We start from the raw sequence: 22,560 nt of genomic DNA, 5'->3' as shown, positions 1-22,560 counted from the left end.
CATGTACCAGCATTTCATTGAAGGTCTGCAACGCCTTGGCCGGGCGCTGATGTTGCCTATCGCGATCCTGCCGATCGCCGGCCTGCTGCTGCGCCTGGGTGACACGGACCTGTTGAATATCGCGATCATCCACGACGCCGGCGGAGCGATTTTCGCCAACCTGCCGATGATCTTCGCCATTGGCATCGCCGTGGGTTTCGCCCGGGACAACAACGGCACGGCGGGGCTGGCCGGAGCCATCGGCTATCTGGTCATGATCGCGACGCTGAAGGTGCTCGACGCGACCATCAACATGGGCATGCTCGCCGGGATCATCAGCGGCCTGTTGGCCGGTGCGCTGTACAACCGCTTCAAGGACATCAAGCTACCGGAGTACCTGGCGTTCTTTGGCGGCCGGCGCTTCGTGCCGATTGTCACCGGTTTCAGCGCCGTGGGCCTTGGCCTGGTGTTCGGCCTGGTCTGGCCGCCGATCCAGCACGGCATCAACAGCTTCGGCGAGCTGCTGATGGCCAGCGGCAGTTTCGGCGCGTTCGTCTTCGGCGTATTCAATCGATTGCTGATCGTCACCGGCTTGCACCACATCCTCAACAACATGGCCTGGTTCATCTTCGGCAGCTTTACCGACCCGACCACCGGCGCGGTGGTCACCGGTGACCTGACCCGTTATTTCGCCGGCGACCCCAAGGGCGGCCAGTTCATGACCGGCATGTTCCCGGTGATGCTCTTCGGCCTGCCCGCCGCGTGCCTGGCGATGTACCGCAACGCCCTGCCCCAGCGCCGCAAAGTCATGGGCGGGATTCTGCTGTCCATGGCGCTGACCTCGTTTCTGACCGGTGTCACCGAACCGATCGAATTCGCCTTCATGTTCCTTGCGCCGCTGTTGTACCTGGTCCACGCGCTGCTCACCGGCCTGTCGATGGCGGTGACCAATCTGCTGGGCATTCACCTGGGTTTTACCTTCTCCGGGGGCTTTATCGACATGGTCCTGGGCTGGGGAAAATCCACCAACGGCTGGTTGGTCGTCCCGGTGGGCCTGGCCTACGCAGCGATCTATTACCTGGTGTTCGACTTCTGCATCCGTCGCTTCGACCTGAAGACGCCGGGGCGTGAAGAGGTGCCGGCGGGCGACAAACCGGCCATCGCCGAAAACCAGCGCGCCGCTGCCTACATCCAGGCCTTGGGCGGCCCTGACAACCTGATCACCCTCGGCGCCTGCACCACGCGCCTGCGACTGGACCTGGTGGATCGCAACAAAGCGTCCGACGCCCAGCTCAAGGCCCTCGGCGCCATGGCCGTGGTCCGCCCCGGCAATGGCGGCAGCCTGCAGGTGGTGGTGGGGCCGATGGCCGACAGCATCGCCGACGAAATCCGCTTGGCGTTGCCCTCTTCCGAACGGCCAACCAACGCGCCCGTGGCCGCCGTGGCTGAGCCTGCCCTACCGACCGTCGTCTCTGAAGCCGAAGCGCAGCAATGGCTCGCGGCCCTGGGCGGTGGCGCGAATGTGGTGCAGCTCGATTGCGTGGCGATGAGCCGTTTGCGGGTGCAGTTGGCCGATGGCAAGGGGTTGTCGGAAAGCCAGCTCAAGGCGCTGGGTTGCCAGGGTGTCAGCTCGCTGGAAGATGGTGTGTGGCACTTGTTGTTGGGGGAGAAAGCGCCGGGGTTGTGGCGGGCGTTGGAGGCGGCGGTGCTGAGTCGTAAGGCAGATGTCAAAGCCTAGATCTTCCGCTACTTGATAGTCCGCCATCGCGAGCAAGCTCGCTCCCACAGCGTCTGGTGTCGATCACAAGTTCTGTGCACAACACAAACCCACTGTGGGAGCGAGCTTGCTCGCGATGAGGCCGGCACACACCCAACACTTCTGACAGCCCACCCCCTGTGGCGAGGGGATTTATCCCCGCTGGGCTGCGCAGCTGCCCTAAACCAAGCACCTCGGTATGTCAGGCAAATTGCGTTTGGTTGTTTTGGGGCTGCTTCGCAGCCCAGCGGGGATAAATCCCCTCGCCACAACAATAAAAAACCCGCTGAATCAATCAGCGGGTTTTTCATTCAGGCGCCAGGGGATCAGAAATCCTCCAACCGCCACACTTCATACGCCGGTGTCTCGTAGGGATGGCTCTGTTTCAGCGCCTCCACCACGGGGCGGATCAACTCGTCGGCCACGACAAGCTCCACCTTCCATTCCTCGACCTGCTCGACCTGCCCCGCCGCGCCAATGAACGGCTGGCTGCCGTCCAACGGGCGAAACTGGCCCAGGCCCAACACTTGCCAGGCGCAGTGGTCATAGTCGCCAATTCGCCCGCCACCGGCGGCGAATACAGCGCTCTTGACCTCGTCCACATGGCTGGCCGGGACGAAAAAGCAGAGCTTGTACACCGCCTTAGTTCACCCAGACGCGGGCGTTGCGGAACATGCGCATCCATGGCGCGTCTTCGTTCCAGTCGTCCGAACGCCACGAGTTCTGCACCGCGCGGAACACACGTTCCGGGTGCGGCATCATGATCGTGACGCGGCCGTCGCGGCTGGTCAGGCCGGTGATCCCGCGTGGCGAGCCGTTCGGGTTGGCCGGGTAGGTTTCGGTGACCTTGCCGTGGTTGTCGACGAAACGCAGCGACACACAACCGGACAGGTCGGCTTCGAGCAAGGCTTCTTCACTTTCGAATTCCGCGTGGCCTTCACCGTGGGCGATGGCGATCGGCATGCGCGAACCGGCCATGCCCTGCAGGAAGATCGAGTTCGACTCCTGCACCTGGACCATCGCCACGCGGGCTTCGAACTGCTCGGAACGGTTACGCACGAAGTGCGGCCAGAACTCGCTACCCGGAATCAGCTCGTGCAGGTTGGACATCATCTGGCAACCGTTGCACACGCCGAGGGTGAAGCTGTCGTTACGCTCGAAGAACCCTTGGAACGCATCGCGGGCGCGGCTGTTGAACAGCGCCGACTTGGCCCAGCCTTCACCGGCACCCAGCACGTCGCCGTAGGAGAAACCGCCGCAGGCAACCATGCCCTTGAAGTCGTTCAGGTCGACACGACCGGCGAGGATGTCGCTCATGTGCACGTCGATCGCGTTGAAACCGGCGCGGTCGAACGCCGCCGCCATTTCCACCTGACCGTTGACGCCCTGCTCGCGCAGGACCGCCACTTGTGGGCGAATGCCTTTCTTGATGTAGGGCGCGGCCACGTTTTCGTTGACGTCGTAGCTGAGCTTGGCACTCAGGCCTGGGTTGTCTTCTTCCAGCAGCGCGTCGAATTCCTGCTCGGCGCACTCGGCGTTGTCGCGCAGGCGCTGGATCTGGTAGCTGGTTTCCGCCCACTGGCGCTGCAACAGGCGGCGCTGGCCTTCGAAGACGGTGTCACCATTGAAGGTGATGTTGATGTGGGCGTTGTTAATCGGCTGGCCGATCACCGAGACGCAATCGGCCAGGCCGGCGGCGCTGAACTGGGCGAGGATGTCCGGGGTGGCGTCCTGGCGAACCTGGATCACTGCACCCAGTTCTTCGTTGAACAGGATGGCCGGGATCTCGGCTTTGGACTCGGCAACGCTGTCCAGAGTCAGGCTCAGGCCGCAGTGGCCGGCAAAGGCCATTTCCACCACGGTGGTCAGCAAACCGCCGTCGGAACGGTCGTGGTAAGCCAGCAGGTGACCGTCGGCATTGAGGCCCTGGATCACGGCGAAGAACGCTTTCAGGTCTTCAGCATCATCGACGTCCGGTGCTTGCGAGCCGAGCTTGCCATGCACCTGGGCCAGGATCGAGGCGCCCATGCGGTTCTGGCCACGGCCCAGGTCGATCAGGATCAGATCGGTAGTGCCCTTGTCCATGCGCAGTTGCGGGGTCAGGGTCTGGCGGATGTCGGTGACCGGGGCGAAACCGGTCACGATCAGCGACAGCGGCGAGGTCACGCTCTTGTCCACGCCTTCGTCGTTCCAGCGCGTGGCCATGGACATGGAGTCCTTGCCCACCGGAATGGTGATGCCCAGCTCAGGGCACAGCTCCATGCCGACAGCCTTGACGGTGTCGTACAGGCGCGCGTCTTCACCCGGGTGGCCGGCGGCGGACATCCAGTTGGCCGACAGCTTGATGTCGGAGATCTTGCCGATGCGCGAGGCTGCGATATTGGTCAGGGTCTCGCCGATCGCCATGCGGCCCGACGCCGGAGCGTCCAGCAGTGCCAGCGGCGTGCGCTCGCCCATCGCCATGGCTTCGCCGGTGTAGACGTCGAAGCTGGTGGCGGTCACGGCCACGTCGGCCACCGGCACCTGCCATGGGCCGACCATCTGGTCACGGGCCACGAGGCCGGTGATGGTGCGGTCGCCAATGGTGATCAGGAAACTTTTGCTCGCCACGGCCGGGTGGTGCAGTACGCGTTCGATAGAATCAGCGACGTCGAGCGTCGACGGGTCGAAATCATCGCCCAGCTCGGCTTCGCGAACCGCCGAACGGTGCATGCGCGGGGCCTTGCCCAGCAGCACTTCCAGCGGCATGTCCACCGGGCTGTTGCCGAAGTGGCTGTCGGTCACGGTCAGTTGCGGCTCGGCGGTGGCTTCACCGACCACGGCGAACGGGCAGCGTTCACGCTCGCAAATGGCCTGGAAGCGCTCGAAGTCAGCCGGGCCGACCGCCAGGACGTAACGCTCCTGGGATTCGTTGCTCCAGATTTCGTGCGGGGCCATGCCCGGCTCGTCGTTCGGAATGTTGCGCAGTTCGAAGCGACCACCACGGCCACCGTCGTTGACCAGTTCCGGGAATGCGTTGGACAGGCCACCCGCGCCGACGTCGTGGATGAAGCTGATGGGGTTGTGTTCACCCAACTGCCAGCAACGGTCGATGACTTCCTGGCAACGGCGTTCCATTTCCGGGTTTTCCCGCTGGACCGAGGCGAAATCCAGATCCGCCGAGCTGGTGCCGGTGGCCATGGAAGAAGCAGCGCCGCCACCCAGGCCGATCAACATGGCCGGGCCGCCGAGGACGATCAGCTTGGAGCCGACCAGGATCTCGCCTTTCTGCACGTGTTCGGCGCGGATGTTGCCCATGCCGCCCGCGAGCATGATCGGCTTGTGGTAACCACGAACTTCTTCACCACGGGGGGTGGTGATGGACTGTTCGAAGGTACGGAAGTAGCCGGTCAGGGCCGGACGACCGAATTCGTTGTTGAACGCCGCACCGCCCAGGGGACCTTCGATCATGATGTCGAGGGCGTTGACGATGCGCTCAGGCTTGCCGTAGGGCTTTTCCCACGGCTGTTCGAAGCCCGGGATCTGCAGGTTCGACACGGTAAAGCCAGTCAGGCCGGCCTTGGGCTTGGCACCACGCCCGGTGGCGCCTTCGTCGCGGATCTCGCCACCGGAACCGGTGGACGCGCCCGGGAACGGCGCAATGGCGGTCGGGTGGTTGTGGGTCTCGACCTTCATCAGGATGTGCACCGGCTCCTGGACCGCACCGTACTGGCGGGTCTCAGGGTTCGGGTAGAAACGCCCGGCAACGTTGCCGACGATCACCGCGGCGTTGTCCTTGTAGGCCGACAGCACACCTTCGTTGTGCATCTGATAGGTGTTCTTGATCATGCCGAACAGGCTTTTTTCCTGGCTCTGGCCGTCAATGTCCCAACTGGCGTTGAAGATCTTGTGCCGGCAGTGCTCGGAGTTGGCCTGGGCGAACATCATCAGTTCGATGTCGTGGGGGTTGCGCTTCAAGCCCTGGAAGGCGTTGACCAGGTAATCGATCTCGTCTTCGGCCAGGGCCAGGCCCAATTCGGCGTTGGCTTTTTCCAGCGCGGCACGACCGCCGCCCAGTACGTCGATGGCAGTCAACGGCTTGGGTTCGGCGTGGCTGAACAGACCGGCGGCCTGCTCCAGATTGCCCAGCACGACTTGGGTCATGCGGTCATGCAGGCCTTCGGCGATCAACTGGGCCTCGGCCTCGCTGAACTCACCGGCCACATAAAAGGCAATGCCGCGCTCCAGGCGCTGGATTTTCGCCAGGCCGCAGTTGCGGGCGATGTCACTGGCCTTGCTCGACCATGGCGAAATGGTGCCGAAACGCGGTAATACCAGGAACAGGCGACCGGCCGGCTCCTGGACAGGAACACTGGGGCCGTACTTCAGAAGGCGCGCGAGCACCTGCTGTTCGTCGCCGGTCAAACCGCCGGTGACTTCGGCGAAGTGAGCGAATTCAGCATACAAGCCGCTGACAGCCGGAACCTTCTGGCTCAGTTGCTCAAGGAGTTTGCTGTGGCGAAAGGCAGAAAGGGCAGGAGCGCCGCGCAGGATCAACATCTTCGGGACAGCCTCGGGAAGGGGGTGTGCTTTGAGGCCGTGCATTCTAGCCTAAACCGCCGGTAACGGCACCCGAAACGGCACGCACGGTGCTGGCCGAATGTCGGTCTTTGCGCATTCAGCGATACTGGACACCCGTGCCAAGGTTCGCGCAGAGATATTTTTCAGCGGCGCAAAGCCCGCCGCACGCCGGCCGGCCGGTGTTGCGGACATGTTTTGCAACCGCTAGCAGACTGGCCTTTTGCTGTCGAGATATGGCGGTAGGGGCCGTTTGCGTATACTGCGCAGATGTTTTCCCCAACGGCTTTGCGTCCGCGATATGCCAAATGGCTGATCGCAACCGGACTCTTCCTGGTGCTCAGTGGTTGTGTTGAGAAACCCAACACACTGGAGCGCGTAAAGGAGGATGGCGTGCTGCGGGTGGTTACCCGAAACAGCCCCGCCACCTACTTCCAGGATCGCAATGGTGAGACCGGCTTCGAATACGAGCTGGTGAAGCGCTTCGCCGACGATTTGGGTGTGGAGCTCAAGATCGAGACCGCCGACAACCTCGATGACCTGTTCAGCCAGATCGGCAAGCCCAACGGTCCGGTATTGGCGGCCGCGGGCCTGGTCAGCAGCGAACCGCGCAAGAAGCAGGTGCGCTTTTCCCGCTCCTACCTGGAAGTCACCCCGCAGATCATCTACCGCAACGGCCAATCACGCCCCACCGATGCGGCCGCCCTGGCGGGCAAGAAGATCATGGTGCTCAAAGGCAGCACCCACGCCGAACAACTGGCGCAGTTGAAGCAGCAATACCCTGGCATCGAATACGAAGAGTCCGACGCGGTTGAAGTGGTCGACCTGCTGCGCATGGTCGACGAGGGCCAGATCGACCTGACCCTGGTGGATTCCAACGAAGTGGCGATGAACCAGGTGTACTTCCCCAACGTGCGCGTGGCCTTCGACCTGGGCGATGCCCGCAGCCAGAGCTGGGCGGTGGCCCCCGGCGAGGACAACAGCCTGCTCAACGAGATCAACAGCTACCTGGAGAAGGTGCAGAAAAACGGCACCCTGCAGCGGTTAAAAGACCGTTATTACGGGCACGTTGACGTCCTCGGCTACATGGGCGCCACCACGTTCGCCCAACACTTGCAGCAACGCCTGCCCAAATACGAACAACATTTCAAGGCCTACGCCAAGAAAGAGAAAGTCGACTGGCGCCTGCTGGCGGCGATCGGCTACCAGGAATCGCTGTGGCAACCGACGGTCACGTCCAAGACCGGCGTGCGTGGCCTGATGATGCTGACCCAGAACACCGCCCAGGCCATGGGCGTGTCCAACCGCCTGGATCCGAAGCAAAGCATCATGGGCGGCGCCAAGTACCTGGCCTACATGAAGGAGCAGTTGGACGAGAGCATCGAGGAGCCCGACCGCACCTGGTTCGCCCTCGCCGCTTATAATGTCGGCAGCGGCCACTTGGACGACGCCCGCAAACTGGCGGCCAAGGAAGGGCTCAACCCGAACAAGTGGCTGGATGTGAAGAAAATCCTGCCGCGCCTGTCCCAGAAACAGTGGTACAGCAAGACCCGCTACGGCTACGCCCGGGGCGGCGAGCCGGTGCATTTCGTGGCGAACATCCGTCGCTACTACGACATCCTGACCTGGGTGACGCAGCCGCAGCTCGAAGGCGATCAGGTGGCCGAGGGCAACCTGCATGTGCCGGGTGTCGACAAGAGCAAGCCGAGCCAGGAAACCCCGCAGCTCTAATAGCCATGCCCCCCTTAATCTGGGGGTGACCTGTGGGAACAAACACTCCTTAATGTGGTGCCTGTGGGAGCAAACACTCCTTAATGTGGTGCCTGTGGGAGCAAAGCTTGCTCGCGATAGCGGACTGACAGTCAAACCGCTATCGCGAGCAAGCTTTGCTCCCACAGGCTGCTCCTACAGGATGAGGTGATGGACTCAGGACTTGGCGGCAGCCAGGATCAGCGCTTTCATTTCCGCCACCGCCGACTTGAACCCGACGAACAACGCATGGGCCACCAGCGCGTGGCCGATGTTCAGCTCGTTGATGCCCTTGATGGCCGCGATGGCTTGGACGTTGTGATAGTGCAGGCCGTGGCCGGCATTGACGATCAAGCCCTGGGCCAGGCCAAAGGCGACGCTATCGGCGACCCGCTGCAACTCATCGGCCACGTCCGTAGGGGTTTGAGCATCGGCGTAACGACCGGTGTGCAGTTCGATGGCCGGGGCACCGACCCGCTTGGACGCTTCGATCTGCCGTTCGTCGGCATCGATGAACAGCGACACTTCAGCGCCGATCTTCGACAAGCGTTCCACCGCCAGGCTGATCCGCGACTCCTGCCCTGCCACGTCGAGGCCGCCCTCGGTGGTCAGTTCCTGGCGCGTTTCCGGCACCAGGCAGATGTGCGCCGGGCGGATGAGCTCGGCGAACGCCATCATTTCTTCGGTCACGCCCATTTCGAAGTTCATGCGGGTTTGCAGCACGTCCTTGAGCAGCAGCACGTCGCGCTCCTGGATGTGGCGACGGTCTTCACGCAGGTGCACGGTGATGCCGTCGGCCCCCGCTTCTTCCGCGTCCAGTGCGGCCTTGACTGGATCCGGGTAACGCGTACCGCGGGCCTGGCGCAGGGTGGCGACATGGTCGATGTTCACGCCGAGAAGAATGCGATTGCTGGTGCTCACGAAAAGGCTCCTGAAGGGACGAATAGTCGGCCCACAGCATACGGGTTGATCAGGGCTTGCGAAACAGCTCGCGACTGACCAGGGGCCGACCGCCCAGATGTACGGCCAGGGCCTGGCGCATCAGGCGCTTGGCTGCCGACAAGGCGCCCGGAGCGCTCCAGTCGGCCTCGGCCATGGCCAGCAGCTCGGCGCCGTTGAACAACCCCGGTTGCAGCAGGTAGACCCGCTCCAGGCCGGCATCCACTTGCAAGCGGTAGAGGCCGTCGGCGGCGATGGGTTCACCGTGCAGGTCGGTGTTCAGGGCGAAGCCATAGCCCAGGTCATCCAGCAGCCGCCATTCGAACGAACGCAGCAGCGGCTCCAGGGGACGGCCTTCGGCCAGGGCCAGCAGCGTGGCGGCGTAGTGGTCGAAGACGGCCGGATGAGGGTCTTCGGCGGGCAGCAGGCGGATCAGCAGTTCATTGAGGTACAAGCCGCTGAACAACGCCTCGCCGTTGAGCCAGGCAGCGACGCCGTTGCTTTCCATGCGCCCGACGTTCTTCAACTCGCCCCGGCCGCGGAACTCGACTTCCAGCGGCACGAACGGTCGCGCCAGTGTCCCCGCCTTGCCCCGCGCGCCCCGCAACACCGCCCGCAACCGCCCTTGGGGCGTGAGGAAGTCCACCAGGGCGCTGCTTTCGCGGTAGGCGCGCGAGTGCAGGACGTAGGCGGGTTGGGCGATGGGTTGGGTGGGGGACATGGGAATCGCAGTTCTCAATGAACGAGCACAGTTACAAACAACCACAAGCCAATGTGGGAGCGAGCTTGCTCGCGATGGCGGACTGTCAGTCAACATCCATGTTGAATATCAGGCCCTCATCGCGAGCAAGCTCGCTCCCACAATGTTCTCGGTACATCCGGTTATGCGATCAGAGGTCGCCGTAACCCAACGAACGCAACGCCCGCTCATCATCGGACCAGCCGCCCTTCACCTTGACCCACAGGTTGAGCATGATCTTGGAATCGAACAGCAACTCCATATCCTTGCGCGCCTCGGTGCCGATGCGCTTGATGCGCTCACCCTTGTCGCCAATGATGATTTTCTTCTGGCCGTCACGTTCGACGAGGATCAGCGCATGAATATGCAGGGTCTTGCCCTGTTGCTTGAACTCTTCGATCTCGACGGTGATCTGGTACGGCAGCTCGGCGCCCATCTGGCGCATGATTTTCTCGCGCACCAGCTCGGCGGCAAGGAAACGGCTGCTGCGGTCGGTGATCTGGTCTTCAGGGAAGAAATGATCGTTTTCCGGCAGGTGTTCGGCAATCACCCGCTCCAGCGCGTCGAGGTTATGGCCGTGCTGGGCAGAGATCGGGATGATCTGGGCATTGGGCAACTGTTCCTGCAACCAGGACAGGTGCGGCATCAGCTCGGCCTTGTCTTCAATGCGATCGGTCTTGTTCAGCGCCACGATCAAGGGGCCGGTCACGTACTGGACGCGTTCGAGGACCATCTGGTCTTCTTCGGTCCATTTGGTGCGGTCGACCACGAAGATCACCACGTCGACGTCTTTCAACGCCGCCGAGGCAGTCTTGTTCATGTAGCGGTTCAGGGCCTTTTCGCCGCCCTTGTGCATGCCCGGGGTGTCGACGTAGATCGCCTGCACGGCGCCTTCGGTCTTGATGCCGAGCATGTTGTGACGGGTGGTCTGGGGCTTGCGCGAGGTGATCGCCAGCTTCTGGCCCAGGATGTGGTTCAGCAGCGTGGACTTGCCCACGTTCGGCCGACCGACAATGGCGACATAGCCGCAGCGGGTGACGGTTGTATCAGTCATTGCCATTCTCCACGCCCAGGGCAATCAGTGCTGCGGCGGCCGCTACCTGTTCGGCAATACGACGACTCACACCTTGCCCCCGGCTTTTTTCATTCAATAGGACGACTTCGCATTCGACGAAGAAGGTACGGCAATGCGGCTCACCCTGGATATCCACGACTTCGTAGCGCGGCAGATCGCAACTGCGCGATTGCAGGAATTCCTGCAAACGGGTCTTCGGGTCCTTGTTGGTGTCCACCAACGTCAGGCTGTCGATCTCGGAAGTCAGCCAGGCCAGCACGCGTTCGCGCGCCATTTCCATGCCTGAATCCAGATAGATCGCGCCAATCAACGCTTCCAGGGCATCGGCCAGGATCGACTCACGACGGAAACCGCCGCTTTTCAGTTCTCCGGAGCCCAGTCGCAGGTATTCTCCCAGGTCGAAACCACGGGCCAGTACGGCCAGGGTCTCACCTTTTACCAATCGCGCGCGCAAACGCGACAACTGGCCTTCGCGGGCCAGCGGGAAGCGCTCGAACAGCGCCTCACCGGCCACGAAGTTAAGGATGGCATCACCGAGGAATTCCAGGCGTTCGTTGTTGCGCCCGGCAAAACTGCGGTGAGTGAGGGCCAGGAGCATCAGGTCCGGGTCCTTGAAGGTGTAGCCGAGCTGACGCTCGAGACGGCTTAGAGAAACGCTCACGGTTTACCCACGCTGAGTTCGTGGCTGGATTCCACCGCCATGGTGGCAAGGCACCATTGGCTTGGGACAATTAACGCTGTGTTCAAAAATGACGTCCTGACTATCGTTGGCTTCATGCCCCCGGGCAACCTTGTAAGGCTCCAGAAAAGCATTCGGCGCTGTGTTCAACAGCGCCGTGTGTGATTACTTGATCAGGCCAACCCGCGAGAAATTCGGCAGGTGACTGAGTTTGGGTTCCGGCCAGCTCATCCAGACTGCAAAGGCCTTGCCGACGATGTTCCGGTCCGGGACCATGCCCAGCATGTCCTTGGGAATGTTCGGATCATCCCAGTAACGGCTGTCGTTGGAGTTGTCGCGGTTGTCGCCCATCATGAAATAGTGCCCCGCCGGCACGGTCCAGGAACGGTCCGGCGTGGCGCGGTAGCGGCTCATTTCCTTGCGGATCAGGTGTTCGGCCTCGCCGAGTTTTTCCCGGTAGAGTTCGGCACTGCCCAGCGTACCCGGCTCGGAGCCGAGCAACTGCTCAGCGACTGATTCGCCATTGACGAACAGACGCTTGTCGGCGGTGTAGCGGATCGTGTCGCCCGGCAGGCCGACCACGCGCTTGATGTAGTTGACGTTCGGATCGCTCGGGAAGCGGAACACCATGACATCGCCGCGTTGCGGGTCACCCACCTCGATGACTTTCTTGTCGATCACCGGCAGGCGGATCCCGTAGGAGAACTTGTTCACCAGGATGAAATCGCCCACGTCCAGGGTCGGCTTCATCGAGCCGGACGGGATCTGGAACGGTTCCACCAGGAACGAACGCAGCACCAGCACGATGAACAGCACCGGGAAGAACGACTTGCCGTATTCGACCAGCAGCGGTTCCTTGTTGAGCTTTTCGATCACCACACCATCAGGCTGGCTGACGCTGCCCTGATAAGAGGCGATGGCCGCCCGGCGCCGAGGCGCCAGGAACAACAGATCAAGCAACGCCAACAGACCGCAGACAAACACGGCGATAACCAGCAACAGCGGGAAATTTAGCGACATAGGACCTAACTATCCAACCTGAGCACCGCAAGGAAGGCTTCCTGTGGAATTTCCACGTTACCGACCTGCTTCATGCGTTTTTTACCGGCCTTCTGCTTTTCCAACAGCTTGCGCTTACGGCTGACGTCGCCGCCGTAGCATTTGGCCAATACGTTCTTTCTGAGCGCCTTGACGGTTGTACGCGCCACAATCTGCCCGCCAATGGCGGCCTGGATTGCCACATCGAACATCTGCCGCGGAATCAGTTCCTTCATCTTCTCGGTCAATGCACGACCTTTGTAGTGCGCGTTGTCACGGTGCACGATCAATGCCAGGGCATCGACTTTCTCACCGTTGATCAGCACATCCAGCTTCACCAGATTAGCCGATTGGTAACGATCGAAATGATAGTCCAGCGAAGCATAGCCGCGACTGGTGGATTTGAGACGGTCGAAGAAGTCCAGCACCACTTCGTTCATCGGCAGGTCGTAGGTCACCTGGACCTGCGTGCCGAGGAACAGCATGTCGTGTTGCACGCCGCGCTTCTCGATGCACAGGGTAATGACGTTACCCAGGTGCTCTTGAGGCACAAGGATGTTGGCCCGCACGATCGGCTCGCGCATGTCTTCGATGGCCGACAGGTCCGGTAGCTTGGACGGGTTGTCGACGTAGATGGTTTCGCCGTTCTTGAGCAGCAGCTCGAAAATAACCGTCGGCGCCGTGGTGATCAGGTCCAGGTCATACTCGCGCTCCAGGCGCTCCTGGATGATTTCCATGTGCAACATGCCCAGGAACCCGCACCGGAAGCCGAAGCCCAGGGCGTCGGAGCTTTCCGGGGTGTATTGCAGGGATGAGTCGTTCAGGGTCAGCTTTTGCAGGGCTTCGCGGAAATCCTCGAAGTCGTCGGAGCTGACCGGGAACAGACCGGCATAGACCTGCGGCTGAATGCGTTTGAAACCAGGCAGCACATCGACGTCGGGGGTGGAGCTCAAGGTCAGGGTGTCACCGACCGGCGCCCCGTGGATGTCCTTGATGCCGGCGATGATGAAGCCCACTTCACCGGCCTTCAGGTCGACGGTGGCGGTGTGTTTCGGGTTGAAGACACCGACACTGTCCACCAGGTGGATCTTGCCGGTGGACTTGACCAGGATCTTGTCGCCCTTCTTCACGCGGCCGTGGCGCACGCGAACCAGGGAGACCACGCCCAGGTAGTTGTCGAACCAGGAGTCGATGATCAACGCTTGCAGCGGATCTTCGATGTTGCCGGTTGGCGCAGGAATGGTGTGCACCAGGCGTTCGAGCACCTCGTCCACGCCCAGGCCGGTCTTGGCGCTGCAGGTGACCGCGTCGGTGGCGTCGATACCGATGATCTTCTCGATTTCTTCCTTCACGCGGTCCGGATCGGCCTGGGGCAGGTCGATCTTGTTCAGCACCGGCATGACTTCCAGGCCCTGTTCGATGGCCGTGTAGCAGTTGGCAACCGACTGGGCCTCGACGCCCTGGCCGGCATCGACCACCAGCAATGCACCTTCACAGGCCGCCAGCGACCGGCTGACTTCATAGGTGAAGTCAACGTGGCCGGGGGTATCGATGAAGTTCAGCTGATAGGTGACGCCGTCGCGGGCCTTGTAATAGAGGGTAACGCTGTGGGCCTTGATGGTGATCCCGCGCTCACGCTCGAGGTCCATGGAGTCCAGGACCTGGGCTTCCATTTCACGCTCGGCCAGGCCGCCGCACATCTGGATGAAGCGATCAGCCAGCGTCGACTTGCCATGGTCAATGTGGGCGATGATGGAGAAATTGCGGATATGACTCAAATCACTCACGGATCAACACTCAAAAAGGCTGCAGGCATGGCCCGCCGAAAAATAGCCGGGAATTGTACCTGATACACCGCGCAAGTGGGAGCAAAGCTTGCTCGCGAAACAGCCACCTCGGTTTCTGGAAGACCGCATCGCCTGTGTCGCGAGCAAGCTTTGCTCCCACATAGCCTTGCTCCCACAGCCCCCTGCTACAGGTGCGTGTTCAACCCGCCCGGCGCAACAGCCAGAGCCCGGCCAACGCGCAGATACCGGCCGGCACCAGCACCGCAAACAGTGGCGAGAAACCGAACACCAGGCTCGATGGCCCCAGCAGATCCTGGGCGATGCGGAAGGTGAAGCCCACCAGCACGCCGGTAAACACTCGCTGGCCCAAGGTCACCGAACGCAGCGGGCCGAAAATGAAGGAAATCGCCATCAACACCAGGGCGGCAGTGACCAGCGGCTGCAACACCTTGACCCAAAAAGCCAGCCAGTAGCGACCGTTATTCAGGCCCTGGTCCGCCAGGTAGTGGATATACCCCCACAAACCGGTAATCGACAGCGACTCCGGTGCCATCACCACGGTGCTGAGCAACTGCGGGCTGATCGACACGTCCCAACGTTCCTGTGGGGCGGCGACCACCTCGGTGCGCTTGTCATGGAACAAGGTGGTGGTGACGTCATTCAGCTGCCAGTGATCCTCGGCGAATTTGGCGCGCTTGGCGAAGCTCGACGACAACATGTGCCGCTGCTCGTCGAAGCGATAACGGGTCACGCCATAGAGGATGCCGTTGGGCTGGACCGAGTTGATGTGGATGAACTCATCGCCCTGGCGGTGCCACAGGCCGTGCTTGGCGCTTTGCGCATCACCGCCACCCTGGGCCAGGGAGCGGTTGGCCTGGGCGGTGTTCTCGGTGGCCGGGGCAATGTATTCGCCGATCAGCAAGCCCACCAGCATCAGCACCAGCATGGGCTTCATCACCGCCCAGACGATCCGACCAATGGACACGCCGGCAGCGCGCATGATGGTCAGCTCGCTGTTGCTGGCCAGGCTGCCCAGGCCGATCAGGCAGCCGATCAGCGCCGCCATCGGCAGCATGTCGTACAGGCGCCGAGGCGCGGTCAGCAGCACGTAGCTCGCCACGTCCGCCAGCGTGTAGGTGTCGCTGACGTCGCTCATTTCATCGATGAAGGCAAACAGGGTCGCCAGGCCAAGGATGATCCCCAACACCGCGAGGATCGCCATGAACACGCTGCTGCCGATGTAGCGGTCGAGTTTAACCACGGGCCACCTCCAACGCGCCGCGACGGCTGGCCAGCTTCAGGCGCAGTGGCTCCCAATAGAGCAGCCCCAGGCCGATGGCCAGGAAGATGCCATGCACCCACCACAAGCCCAGTGTTGGCGGAATCTTGCCCTTCTCCAAGGCGCCGCGAGCGGAAATCAGGATGGTCAGGTAAGCCATATACAGGAGAATCGCCGGTAGCAGCTTGAGGAAGCGGCCCTGGCGCGGGTTGACCCGCGACAGCGGCACCGCCATGAGGGTCACGATGAACACCAGCAGCGGCAACGACAGGCGCCATTGCAGCTCGGTGCGGGCACGAATGTCTTTGTTGCCCAGCAGGCTGGCGGTAGACATGGCGTCGCGATCGGTAACTTCCTCGCTGACTTCGGGCTTGGGCAGCAGCACGCCATAGGTGTCGTACTTGATGGCCCGGTAATCGGCCTGCCCCGGCTTGCCGTCGTAGCGATAGCCGTTTTCCAGGATCAGGTAGCGGTTGCCTTCGGGGCTGATTTCCTGCCGCCCCTTCTCGGCCACCAGCACGGAAATGCCACGGTCCTTCTTGGTGTCCGAAGACAGGTTCTTTTGCGTAATGAAGACGCCGCCCAGGTCGATCCGGTCATCCGAGAGCTGTTCGGTGTAGGTCACCCGCGTGCCGTCGCGCAGGGCCTGGAAACGCCCTGGCACCAGGGTGTCGAATTCGGTCATGGCGTCCTGCTGGTTGATCAGCAGTTGGAACTGGTTGGCGCCCTGGGGCGACAGGCTCAGGCTCAGCCAGGCCACCACCAGCGCCACCAGTGTGGCCGGGAACAGGGTCATGCGAAACAGGCGTTGCTGGCTCATGCCGGTGGCCGACAGCACGGTCATTTCGCTGTCCAGGTACAAGCGCCCATAAGCCAGCAAAATGCCGAGGAACAACCCCAGCGGCAAGATCAACTGCAAGAAGCCCGGCAGGCGGAACCCCATGATCAGGAACAGGGAGCCCGGATCCAGGGCGCCGGAGGCCGCCTGGGCAAGGTATTTGATGAAGCGTCCGCTCATGATGATGACCAGCAGCACAGCGCTCACTGCGCTCAGGGTCAACAGGACTTCGCGGGATAGATAACGAAAGACGATCAAACCAGACACTCCAGGATTGTCAGGCTAAGGCGGCCAAACAAGAAACGTATCGAGCCAGCTCACGCAGCGAGCCGCCAAAAAAAGAGCCGCATTATCCTGTGATTGGAGGCGCCTGTCACTTCGCACGCTTTAAACCAGTGCTTAAAGCCAAAAGTTAGCGCCGTCGAGGGTTGTCAGGCTCGGTCACCGGGGTTCAAACTGCGGCCTTTGTCGCCGGCACGTACCGGCGTTCTCTATATAGAAGACAGCTGTTCAGCGCGCCACTGTTTCTTCGGCGCCTGGCCTCTTGACCATTCACTCAGGGATCCGGACATGGAACTGGTTGTAAAAAGCGTCAGCCCAGAAACGTTGAAAACCGCCACGCTGGTGGTTGCCGTCGGTGAAAACCGCAAGCTCGGCGTCGTCGCCACCCAGCTCGACAGCCTGAGCGGCGGTGCCATCAGCGCCGTGCTCAAGCGCGGCGACCTGGCCGGCAAGGTCGGCCAGAGCCTGTTGCTGCACAGCTTGCCCAACCTCAAGGCCGATCGCGTGCTGCTGGTAGGCGTAGGCAAGGACGCCGAACTGGGTGACCGTCCGTTCCGTAAAATCATTGCCGGCGTGCTGGGTACTCTCAAGAGCCTGGGCGGCGCTGATGCCGTCCTGGCGTTGGACGAGTTGGTGGTCAAGGGCCGCGACAGCTACGGCAAGAACCGCCTGCTGGCCGAAACCCTGGTGGACGGCGAATACCAGTTCGACCAGTTCAAGAGCCAGAAAGCCGAACCCCGCGCCCTGAAAAAAGTCACCCTGCTGACCATCAAGGCCGCCCAGGCTGAAGTCCAACGCGCCGTGACCCACGCCACCGCAATCGCCAATGGCATGGCTTTCACTCGCGACCTGGGCAACCTGCCACCGAACATCTGCCACCCGACTTTCCTCGGCGAACAGGCCAAGGCGTTAGGCAAAGAATTCAAGGGCCTGAAGGTCGAAGTCTTCGACGAGAAGAAGATCAAGGACCTGGGCATGGGCTCGTTCTACTCCGTCGGCCAGGGCAGCGCCCAGCCGCCACGCCTGATCGTCATGCAGTACAACGGCGGCAAGAAGTCCGAGAAGCCCTACGCACTGGTCGGCAAGGGCATTACCTTCGACACTGGCGGCATCAGCCTCAAGCCAGGCGCCGGCATGGATGAAATGAAGTACGACATGGGCGGCGCCGCGAGCGTGTTCGGCACCCTGCGCGCAGTGCTCGAACTGCAACTGCCGATCAACCTGGTGTGCATCCTGGCCTGCGCCGAGAACATGCCCAGCGGCACGGCCTCGCGTCCGGGCGACATCGTCACCACCATGAGCGGCCAGACCGTGGAAATCCTCAACACCGACGCCGAAGGCCGCCTGGTGCTGTGTGACGCCCTCACCTACTCCGAGCGCTTCAAGCCGCAAGCGGTGATCGACATCGCGACCCTGACCGGCGCCTGCGTCGTCGCCCTCGGTGCCCACACCTCGGGCCTTTTGGGCAACAACGACGAACTGATCGGCCAACTGCTCAGCGCCGGCCAGCAAGCCGACGACCGCGCCTGGCAGTTGCCACTGTTCGACGAGTACCAGGAACAACTGGACAGCCCGTTCGCCGACATCGCCAACATCGGCGGCCCGAAAGCCGGGACCATCACTGCGGCGTGCTTCCTGTCGCGCTTCACCAAGAACCTGAACTGGGCGCACCTGGACATCGCCGGCACGGCCTGGACCAGCGGCGGCAAGGACAAGGGCGCCACCGGTCGTCCGGTCCCCCTGCTGACCCAGTACCTGCTGGACCGCGCCAAGGCCTGATACCAATGACCGTCGTTGGCGTCGCCCTCGGGTGGCGTCATCGACGGCTCAGGAACCGCAATGACCAAAGTCGATTTCTATATCCTGCCCAGCGCCGATCCGTCGGCGCGGCTGGATTTCGCCTGCAAGCTCACCGATAAGGCCTGGCGCATGGGGCACCGCATCTACCTGCATTGCAGCGATGCCGCCCAGCGCGATGACCTGGACGCACGCCTGTGGGCGTTCAAGGGCGAGAGCTTCGTGCCCCACGGCCCGGCCGAAAGCGAACCCGAGGGGCTGATCGTGCTGGGGCTGGGGGATGACTGCGGTCTGCACCAGGACCTGCTGGTCAACCTCGACCTGAAAGTACCGGCCTTTGCCCAGCGCTTCGCCCGCGTGGCGGAAGTGGTGGTGGAAGACCCGGCCATCCGACAAGCCGCGCGGGAGAGTTTCCGTTTCTACCGCGAACAGGGCTATCCTCTGCAAGACCACCGTTTACAGCGACTCTGAGCCCTACGATGGACACTCCAAAATCGCCACAAAAGCCCACACACCTGCTGGATGACCTCGAGTCGATCCGCCAACTGCTCGGCGACGACAACCTGCAACCGCCGCTGCTGACCGACACGGTCGTGCACGAGCCGGTGCATGACGAGCAGATTCCCCTGCTGTTCGATCCGATCAACGGCCAGCCGGAACCCGAACCTGCCGCCAAGGCCGAAGCCAAAGGCCCCGACGCCCTGCTGCACCTGGACAGTGAATTGCGTGCTGCGGCGCAGTTGATCCTGCAAGACGTCATCGACGACTTCGCCCCACACATCGAAACCGAGATCAAGCGCCGGCTGGATGCGCGGATGGAGCGGTTGTTGAGCCAGTACGAATAACACTGGACGCCTGACTGAATGCACTTCCTGTGGGAGCGAGCTTGCTCGCGATGGGGCCGGCACATCCAATATCGGTGCAGGCTGAACCACCGCTATCGCGAGCAAGCTCGCTCCCACAGGTTCACAGTACCCACACATATGCCCGACTAGCCGCTCGCAGCTTGTGGCTTGCACCAGCCCCGCCCGCTATACTTCCCGGCTTTTCCTGAATAAATGCCAATAGGGTCCCGCCGCGCATGGATAAGACCTACCAGCCGCACGCCATTGAAACTTCCTGGTACAACACCTGGGAGTCCGAGAATTATTTCGCTCCGCAAGGCGCGGGCGATTCCTACACCATCATGATCCCGCCGCCGAACGTCACCGGCAGCCTGCACATGGGCCACGGTTTCAACAACGCGATCATGGACGCCTTGATCCGTTTCCGTCGCATGCAAGGTCGCAACACCTTGTGGCAGCCGGGCACCGACCACGCCGGTATCGCCACGCAGATGCTGGTGGAACGCCGCCTCGAAGCCCAAGGCCAGAATCGCCATGACCTGGGTCGCGAGAAATTCCTCGAGAAAGTCTGGGAATGGAAAGACGAATCCGGTGGCAACATCAGCCGCCAGATCCGTCGCCTCGGCTCGTCCGTGGACTGGAGCCGCGAACGCTTCACCATGGATGACGGGCTTTCGGAAGCGGTGAAGGAAGCCTTCGTGCGCCTGCATGAAGACGGCCTGATCTATCGCGGCAAGCGCCTGGTCAACTGGGACACCAAGTTGCACACGGCCATTTCCGACCTCGAAGTGGAGAACCACGACGAGAAAGGTTTTCTGTGGAACTTGAAGTACCCCCTGGCCGACGGTGCCAAGACCGCCGAAGGCAAGGATTACCTGATCGTTGCCACCACGCGTCCGGAAACCATGCTGGGTGACTCCGCCGTCGCGGTGAACCCGAACGATGAGCGCTACCAGGCGCTGATCGGCAAGTTCGTCGAACTGCCTCTGGTTGGCCGGCGCATCCCGATCATCGGCGATGACTACTGCGACCCGGAATTCGGCACCGGCTGTGTGAAAATCACCCCGGCCCACGATTTCAACGACTACGAAGTCGGCAAGCGCCACAACCTGCCGCTGCTGAACATCTTCGACAAGAACGCCAATGTCTTGCCGGCCGCCCAGGCGTTCAACCTCGATGGCACGCTGAACGAAAGCGTCGACGGCCAGATCCCGGCCGAATACGCCGGCCTGGACCGCTTCGAAGCGCGCAAGCAGATCGTCGCGGCGTTCGAAGCCGCCGGCCTTCTGGTCAGCGTGGACGATCACGCCCTGAAAGTCCCGAAAGGCGACCGCTCCGGCACCATCATCGAGCCGTGGCTGACCGACCAGTGGTACGTGTCCACCAAACCGCTGGCCGAGCCGGCCATTGCCGCCGTGGAAGACGGCCGCATCCAGTTCGTGCCCAAGCAATACGAGAACATGTATTTCTCGTGGATGCGCGACATCCAGGATTGGTGCATCAGCCGTCAGCTGTGGTGGGGTCATCGCATTCCGGCCTGGTACGACGAGTCGGGCAAGGTCTATGTCGGCCGCGATGAAGCCGAAGTCCGCGCCAAGCACAACCTCGGTCCGGACGTGGCCCTGGCTCAGGACAACGACGTCCTCGACACCTGGTTCAGCTCGGGCCTGTGGACCTTCTCGACCCTGGGCTGGCCGCAGCAGACCGAGTTCCTGAAGAAATTCCACTCCACCGACGTGCTGGTCACCGGCTTCGACATCATTTTCTTCTGGGTCGCCCGGATGATCATGATGACCATGCACTTGATGAAAAACGAAGACGGTACGCCGCAAGTACCATTCAAGACGGTCTACGTCCACGGTCTGGTGCGCGACGGCCAGGGCCAGAAGATGTCCAAGTCCAAGGGCAACGTCCTCGACCCGCTGGACATCATCGACGGCATCGACCTGGAAACCCTGGTACAGAAACGCACCTCCGGCCTGATGCAGCCGAAACTGGCGAAGAAGATCGAGAAGGCCACCCGCGAAGAATTCGCCGAGGGCATCGCCAGCTACGGCACCGATGCCCTGCGTTTCACCTTCTGCTCGCTGGCGTCTACCGGTCGCGACATCAAGTTCGACATGGGCCGCGTCGAAGGCTACCGCAACTTCTGCAACAAGATCTGGAACGCCGCGCGCTACGTGCTGGATAAAGGCGAAGACTGCGGCCAGAACGGCGAGGCCTATGAGCTGACCCTGGCCGATCGCTGGATCATTTCGCAGTTGCAGCGCACCGAAGCCGAAGTGACCCGCCAGCTCGATCAGTTCCGTTTCGACCTGGCGGCACAAGCCTTGTACGAGTTCATCTGGAACCAGTACTGCGACTGGTACCTGGAACTGTCCAAGCCTGTGCTGTGGGACGAAAACGCACCGGTCGAGCGCCAGCGCGGCACCCGTCGCACTCTGGTACGCGTGCTGGAAGTGGCCCTGCGCCTGGCGCATCCGTTCATGCCGTTCATCACCGAGGAAATCTGGCAGCGCATCGCACCGCTGGCGGGCATCCAAGGCAAGACGATCATGCTGCAACCGTGGCCGGTGGCCAACGAGACCCGCATCGATCCGGCGGCCGAGGACGACATCGAATGGCTCAAGACCTTCATGCTGGGCCTGCGCAACATCCGCGCCGAAATGAACATCGGCCCGGGCAAGCCGCTGACCCTGTTCCTGAAGAATGCCAGCGCCGAAGACCTGCGCCGCCTCAACGAAAACGAAGCGCTGCTCAAGAAGCTGGCGAAGCTCGAATCGGTGACGGTGCTGGCCGCCGGCGAAGAAGCCCCCCTGTCGGCCACCGCCCTGGTCGGCGAGATGGAAGTGCTGGTGCCGATGGCCGGCCTGATCGACAAGGCCGCCGAACTGGCGCGCCTGGACAAGGAAATCCTGCGTCTGAAGGGTGAAGTGCAGCGGGTCGGCGGCAAGCTGTCCAACGCCGGCTTCGTCGACAAGGCGCCGGCCGAAGTCATCGAGAAGGAACGGGCCAAACTGGCCGAGGCCGAACAGGCCCTGGGTAAGCTAGCCGAGCAGCATGGGCGGATCTCCAGCCTGTAACGGCGGTTCGCAACAGAAGAAGGAGGCCTTGGTGGCCTCCTTTTTTCTGCATGGCACTTTCTTACAACCAATGAGGTCCCCTGTGGGAGCGAGCTTGCTCGCGATGACGGTGGGTCAGCTTGCACTATGTTGAATGTA

16 protein-coding genes are annotated in these 22,560 nt (G+C 62.1%); 6 read left to right on the top strand and 10 right to left on the bottom strand.

Features of this window, described 5'->3' with window-relative positions:
- Nucleotide 1 precedes the first annotated feature (1 nt).
- The gene (gene nagE / locus AC3A5O_RS05255) at nucleotides 2–1,717 is read left to right on the top strand and encodes an N-acetylglucosamine-specific PTS transporter subunit IIBC (RefSeq protein ID WP_305468315.1); all 1,716 of its coding nucleotides are present in this window, start codon (nucleotides 2–4) and stop codon (nucleotides 1,715–1,717) included.
- Nucleotides 1,718–2,061: 344 nt separating this feature from the next.
- On the opposite strand, the gene AC3A5O_RS05250 is transcribed toward nagE, so the two are convergent.
- Together AC3A5O_RS05250 and purL are read right to left on the bottom strand one after the other, a co-directional pair.
- Nucleotides 2,062–2,373, bottom strand: coding sequence for an NGG1p interacting factor NIF3 (locus AC3A5O_RS05250; RefSeq protein ID WP_487752912.1), 312 nt, complete (start codon nucleotides 2,371–2,373; stop codon nucleotides 2,062–2,064).
- 4 nt (nucleotides 2,374–2,377) lie between these two features.
- On the bottom strand, nucleotides 2,378–6,274 hold the full coding sequence (gene purL / locus AC3A5O_RS05245) for a phosphoribosylformylglycinamidine synthase (RefSeq protein WP_122567157.1): 3,897 nt from the start codon (nucleotides 6,272–6,274) through the stop codon (nucleotides 2,378–2,380).
- A gap of 288 nt (nucleotides 6,275–6,562) precedes the next feature.
- On the opposite strand from purL, the gene mltF reads away from it, so the two are divergent.
- The gene (gene mltF / locus AC3A5O_RS05240) at nucleotides 6,563–8,023 is read left to right on the top strand and encodes a membrane-bound lytic murein transglycosylase MltF (RefSeq protein ID WP_305468317.1); all 1,461 of its coding nucleotides are present in this window, start codon (nucleotides 6,563–6,565) and stop codon (nucleotides 8,021–8,023) included.
- Nucleotides 8,024–8,218: 195 nt separating this feature from the next.
- Here the strand turns inward: mltF and pdxJ are convergent, their stop codons facing one another.
- From pdxJ to lptF, 8 genes are all read right to left on the bottom strand, one after another.
- A complete protein-coding gene (gene pdxJ, locus AC3A5O_RS05235) occupies nucleotides 8,219–8,962 on the bottom strand; it encodes a pyridoxine 5'-phosphate synthase (RefSeq protein WP_305482221.1) in 744 nt (247 codons plus the stop codon).
- Nucleotides 8,963–9,011: 49 nt separating this feature from the next.
- Nucleotides 9,012–9,701: a DNA repair protein RecO gene (gene recO / locus AC3A5O_RS05230; protein WP_122567160.1), complete on the bottom strand. Its 690-nt coding sequence runs from the start codon at nucleotides 9,699–9,701 to the stop codon at nucleotides 9,012–9,014.
- A 169-nt stretch (nucleotides 9,702–9,870) separates the two neighbouring features.
- A complete protein-coding gene (era, locus tag AC3A5O_RS05225) occupies nucleotides 9,871–10,773 on the bottom strand; it encodes a GTPase Era (RefSeq protein ID WP_072345611.1) in 903 nt (300 codons plus the stop codon).
- Entirely contained in the window at nucleotides 10,766–11,455 is a 690-nt protein-coding gene (rnc, locus tag AC3A5O_RS05220) for a ribonuclease III (RefSeq protein ID WP_122567161.1), read from the bottom strand. Before rnc ends, era begins: the two co-directional genes overlap by 8 nt.
- A gap of 183 nt (nucleotides 11,456–11,638) precedes the next feature.
- Nucleotides 11,639–12,493, bottom strand: a complete 855-nt coding sequence (lepB, locus tag AC3A5O_RS05215; protein ID WP_122567162.1) for a signal peptidase I — start codon at nucleotides 12,491–12,493, stop codon at nucleotides 11,639–11,641.
- A gap of 5 nt (nucleotides 12,494–12,498) precedes the next feature.
- Nucleotides 12,499–14,298, bottom strand: coding sequence for a translation elongation factor 4 (lepA, locus tag AC3A5O_RS05210; RefSeq protein ID WP_122567163.1), 1,800 nt, complete (start codon nucleotides 14,296–14,298; stop codon nucleotides 12,499–12,501).
- Nucleotides 14,299–14,497: 199 nt separating this feature from the next.
- Nucleotides 14,498–15,559 carry an LPS export ABC transporter permease LptG gene (gene lptG, locus AC3A5O_RS05205; RefSeq protein ID WP_305468320.1) on the bottom strand — a complete coding sequence of 354 codons (1,062 nt, stop codon included), beginning with the start codon at nucleotides 15,557–15,559 and terminating at the stop codon, nucleotides 14,498–14,500.
- Nucleotides 15,552–16,673, bottom strand: coding sequence for an LPS export ABC transporter permease LptF (lptF, locus tag AC3A5O_RS05200; RefSeq protein WP_122567165.1), 1,122 nt, complete (start codon nucleotides 16,671–16,673; stop codon nucleotides 15,552–15,554). Before lptF ends, lptG begins: the two co-directional genes overlap by 8 nt.
- Nucleotides 16,674–16,985: 312 nt before the next feature.
- On the opposite strand from lptF, the gene AC3A5O_RS05195 reads away from it, so the two are divergent.
- The 4 genes from AC3A5O_RS05195 to AC3A5O_RS05180 all read left to right on the top strand — a co-directional run bounded on the left by AC3A5O_RS05195 (nucleotide 16,986) and on the right by AC3A5O_RS05180 (nucleotide 22,422).
- Nucleotides 16,986–18,476, top strand: coding sequence for a leucyl aminopeptidase (locus AC3A5O_RS05195; protein ID WP_487752911.1), 1,491 nt, complete (start codon nucleotides 16,986–16,988; stop codon nucleotides 18,474–18,476).
- Between the two features lie 60 nt (nucleotides 18,477–18,536).
- Complete coding sequence (locus AC3A5O_RS05190) at nucleotides 18,537–18,965, top strand: DNA polymerase III subunit chi (protein WP_305468323.1); 429 nt, start codon at nucleotides 18,537–18,539, stop codon at nucleotides 18,963–18,965.
- Nucleotides 18,966–18,973: 8 nt separating this feature from the next.
- The gene (locus tag AC3A5O_RS05185) at nucleotides 18,974–19,339 is read left to right on the top strand and encodes a DNA polymerase III subunit chi (protein ID WP_122567168.1); all 366 of its coding nucleotides are present in this window, start codon (nucleotides 18,974–18,976) and stop codon (nucleotides 19,337–19,339) included.
- Nucleotides 19,340–19,575: 236 nt separating this feature from the next.
- Nucleotides 19,576–22,422 (top strand): valine--tRNA ligase, encoded by a 2,847-nt coding sequence (locus tag AC3A5O_RS05180; protein ID WP_305468325.1) that lies wholly within the window; start codon nucleotides 19,576–19,578, stop codon nucleotides 22,420–22,422.
- Nucleotides 22,423–22,560 lie beyond the last annotated feature (138 nt).

Source organism: Pseudomonas sp. Soil_N_39 (genome assembly GCF_057655955.1).
Note: the sequence above shows the minus strand (reverse complement) of the source record. Positions and strands in the feature narration are given on the sequence as shown.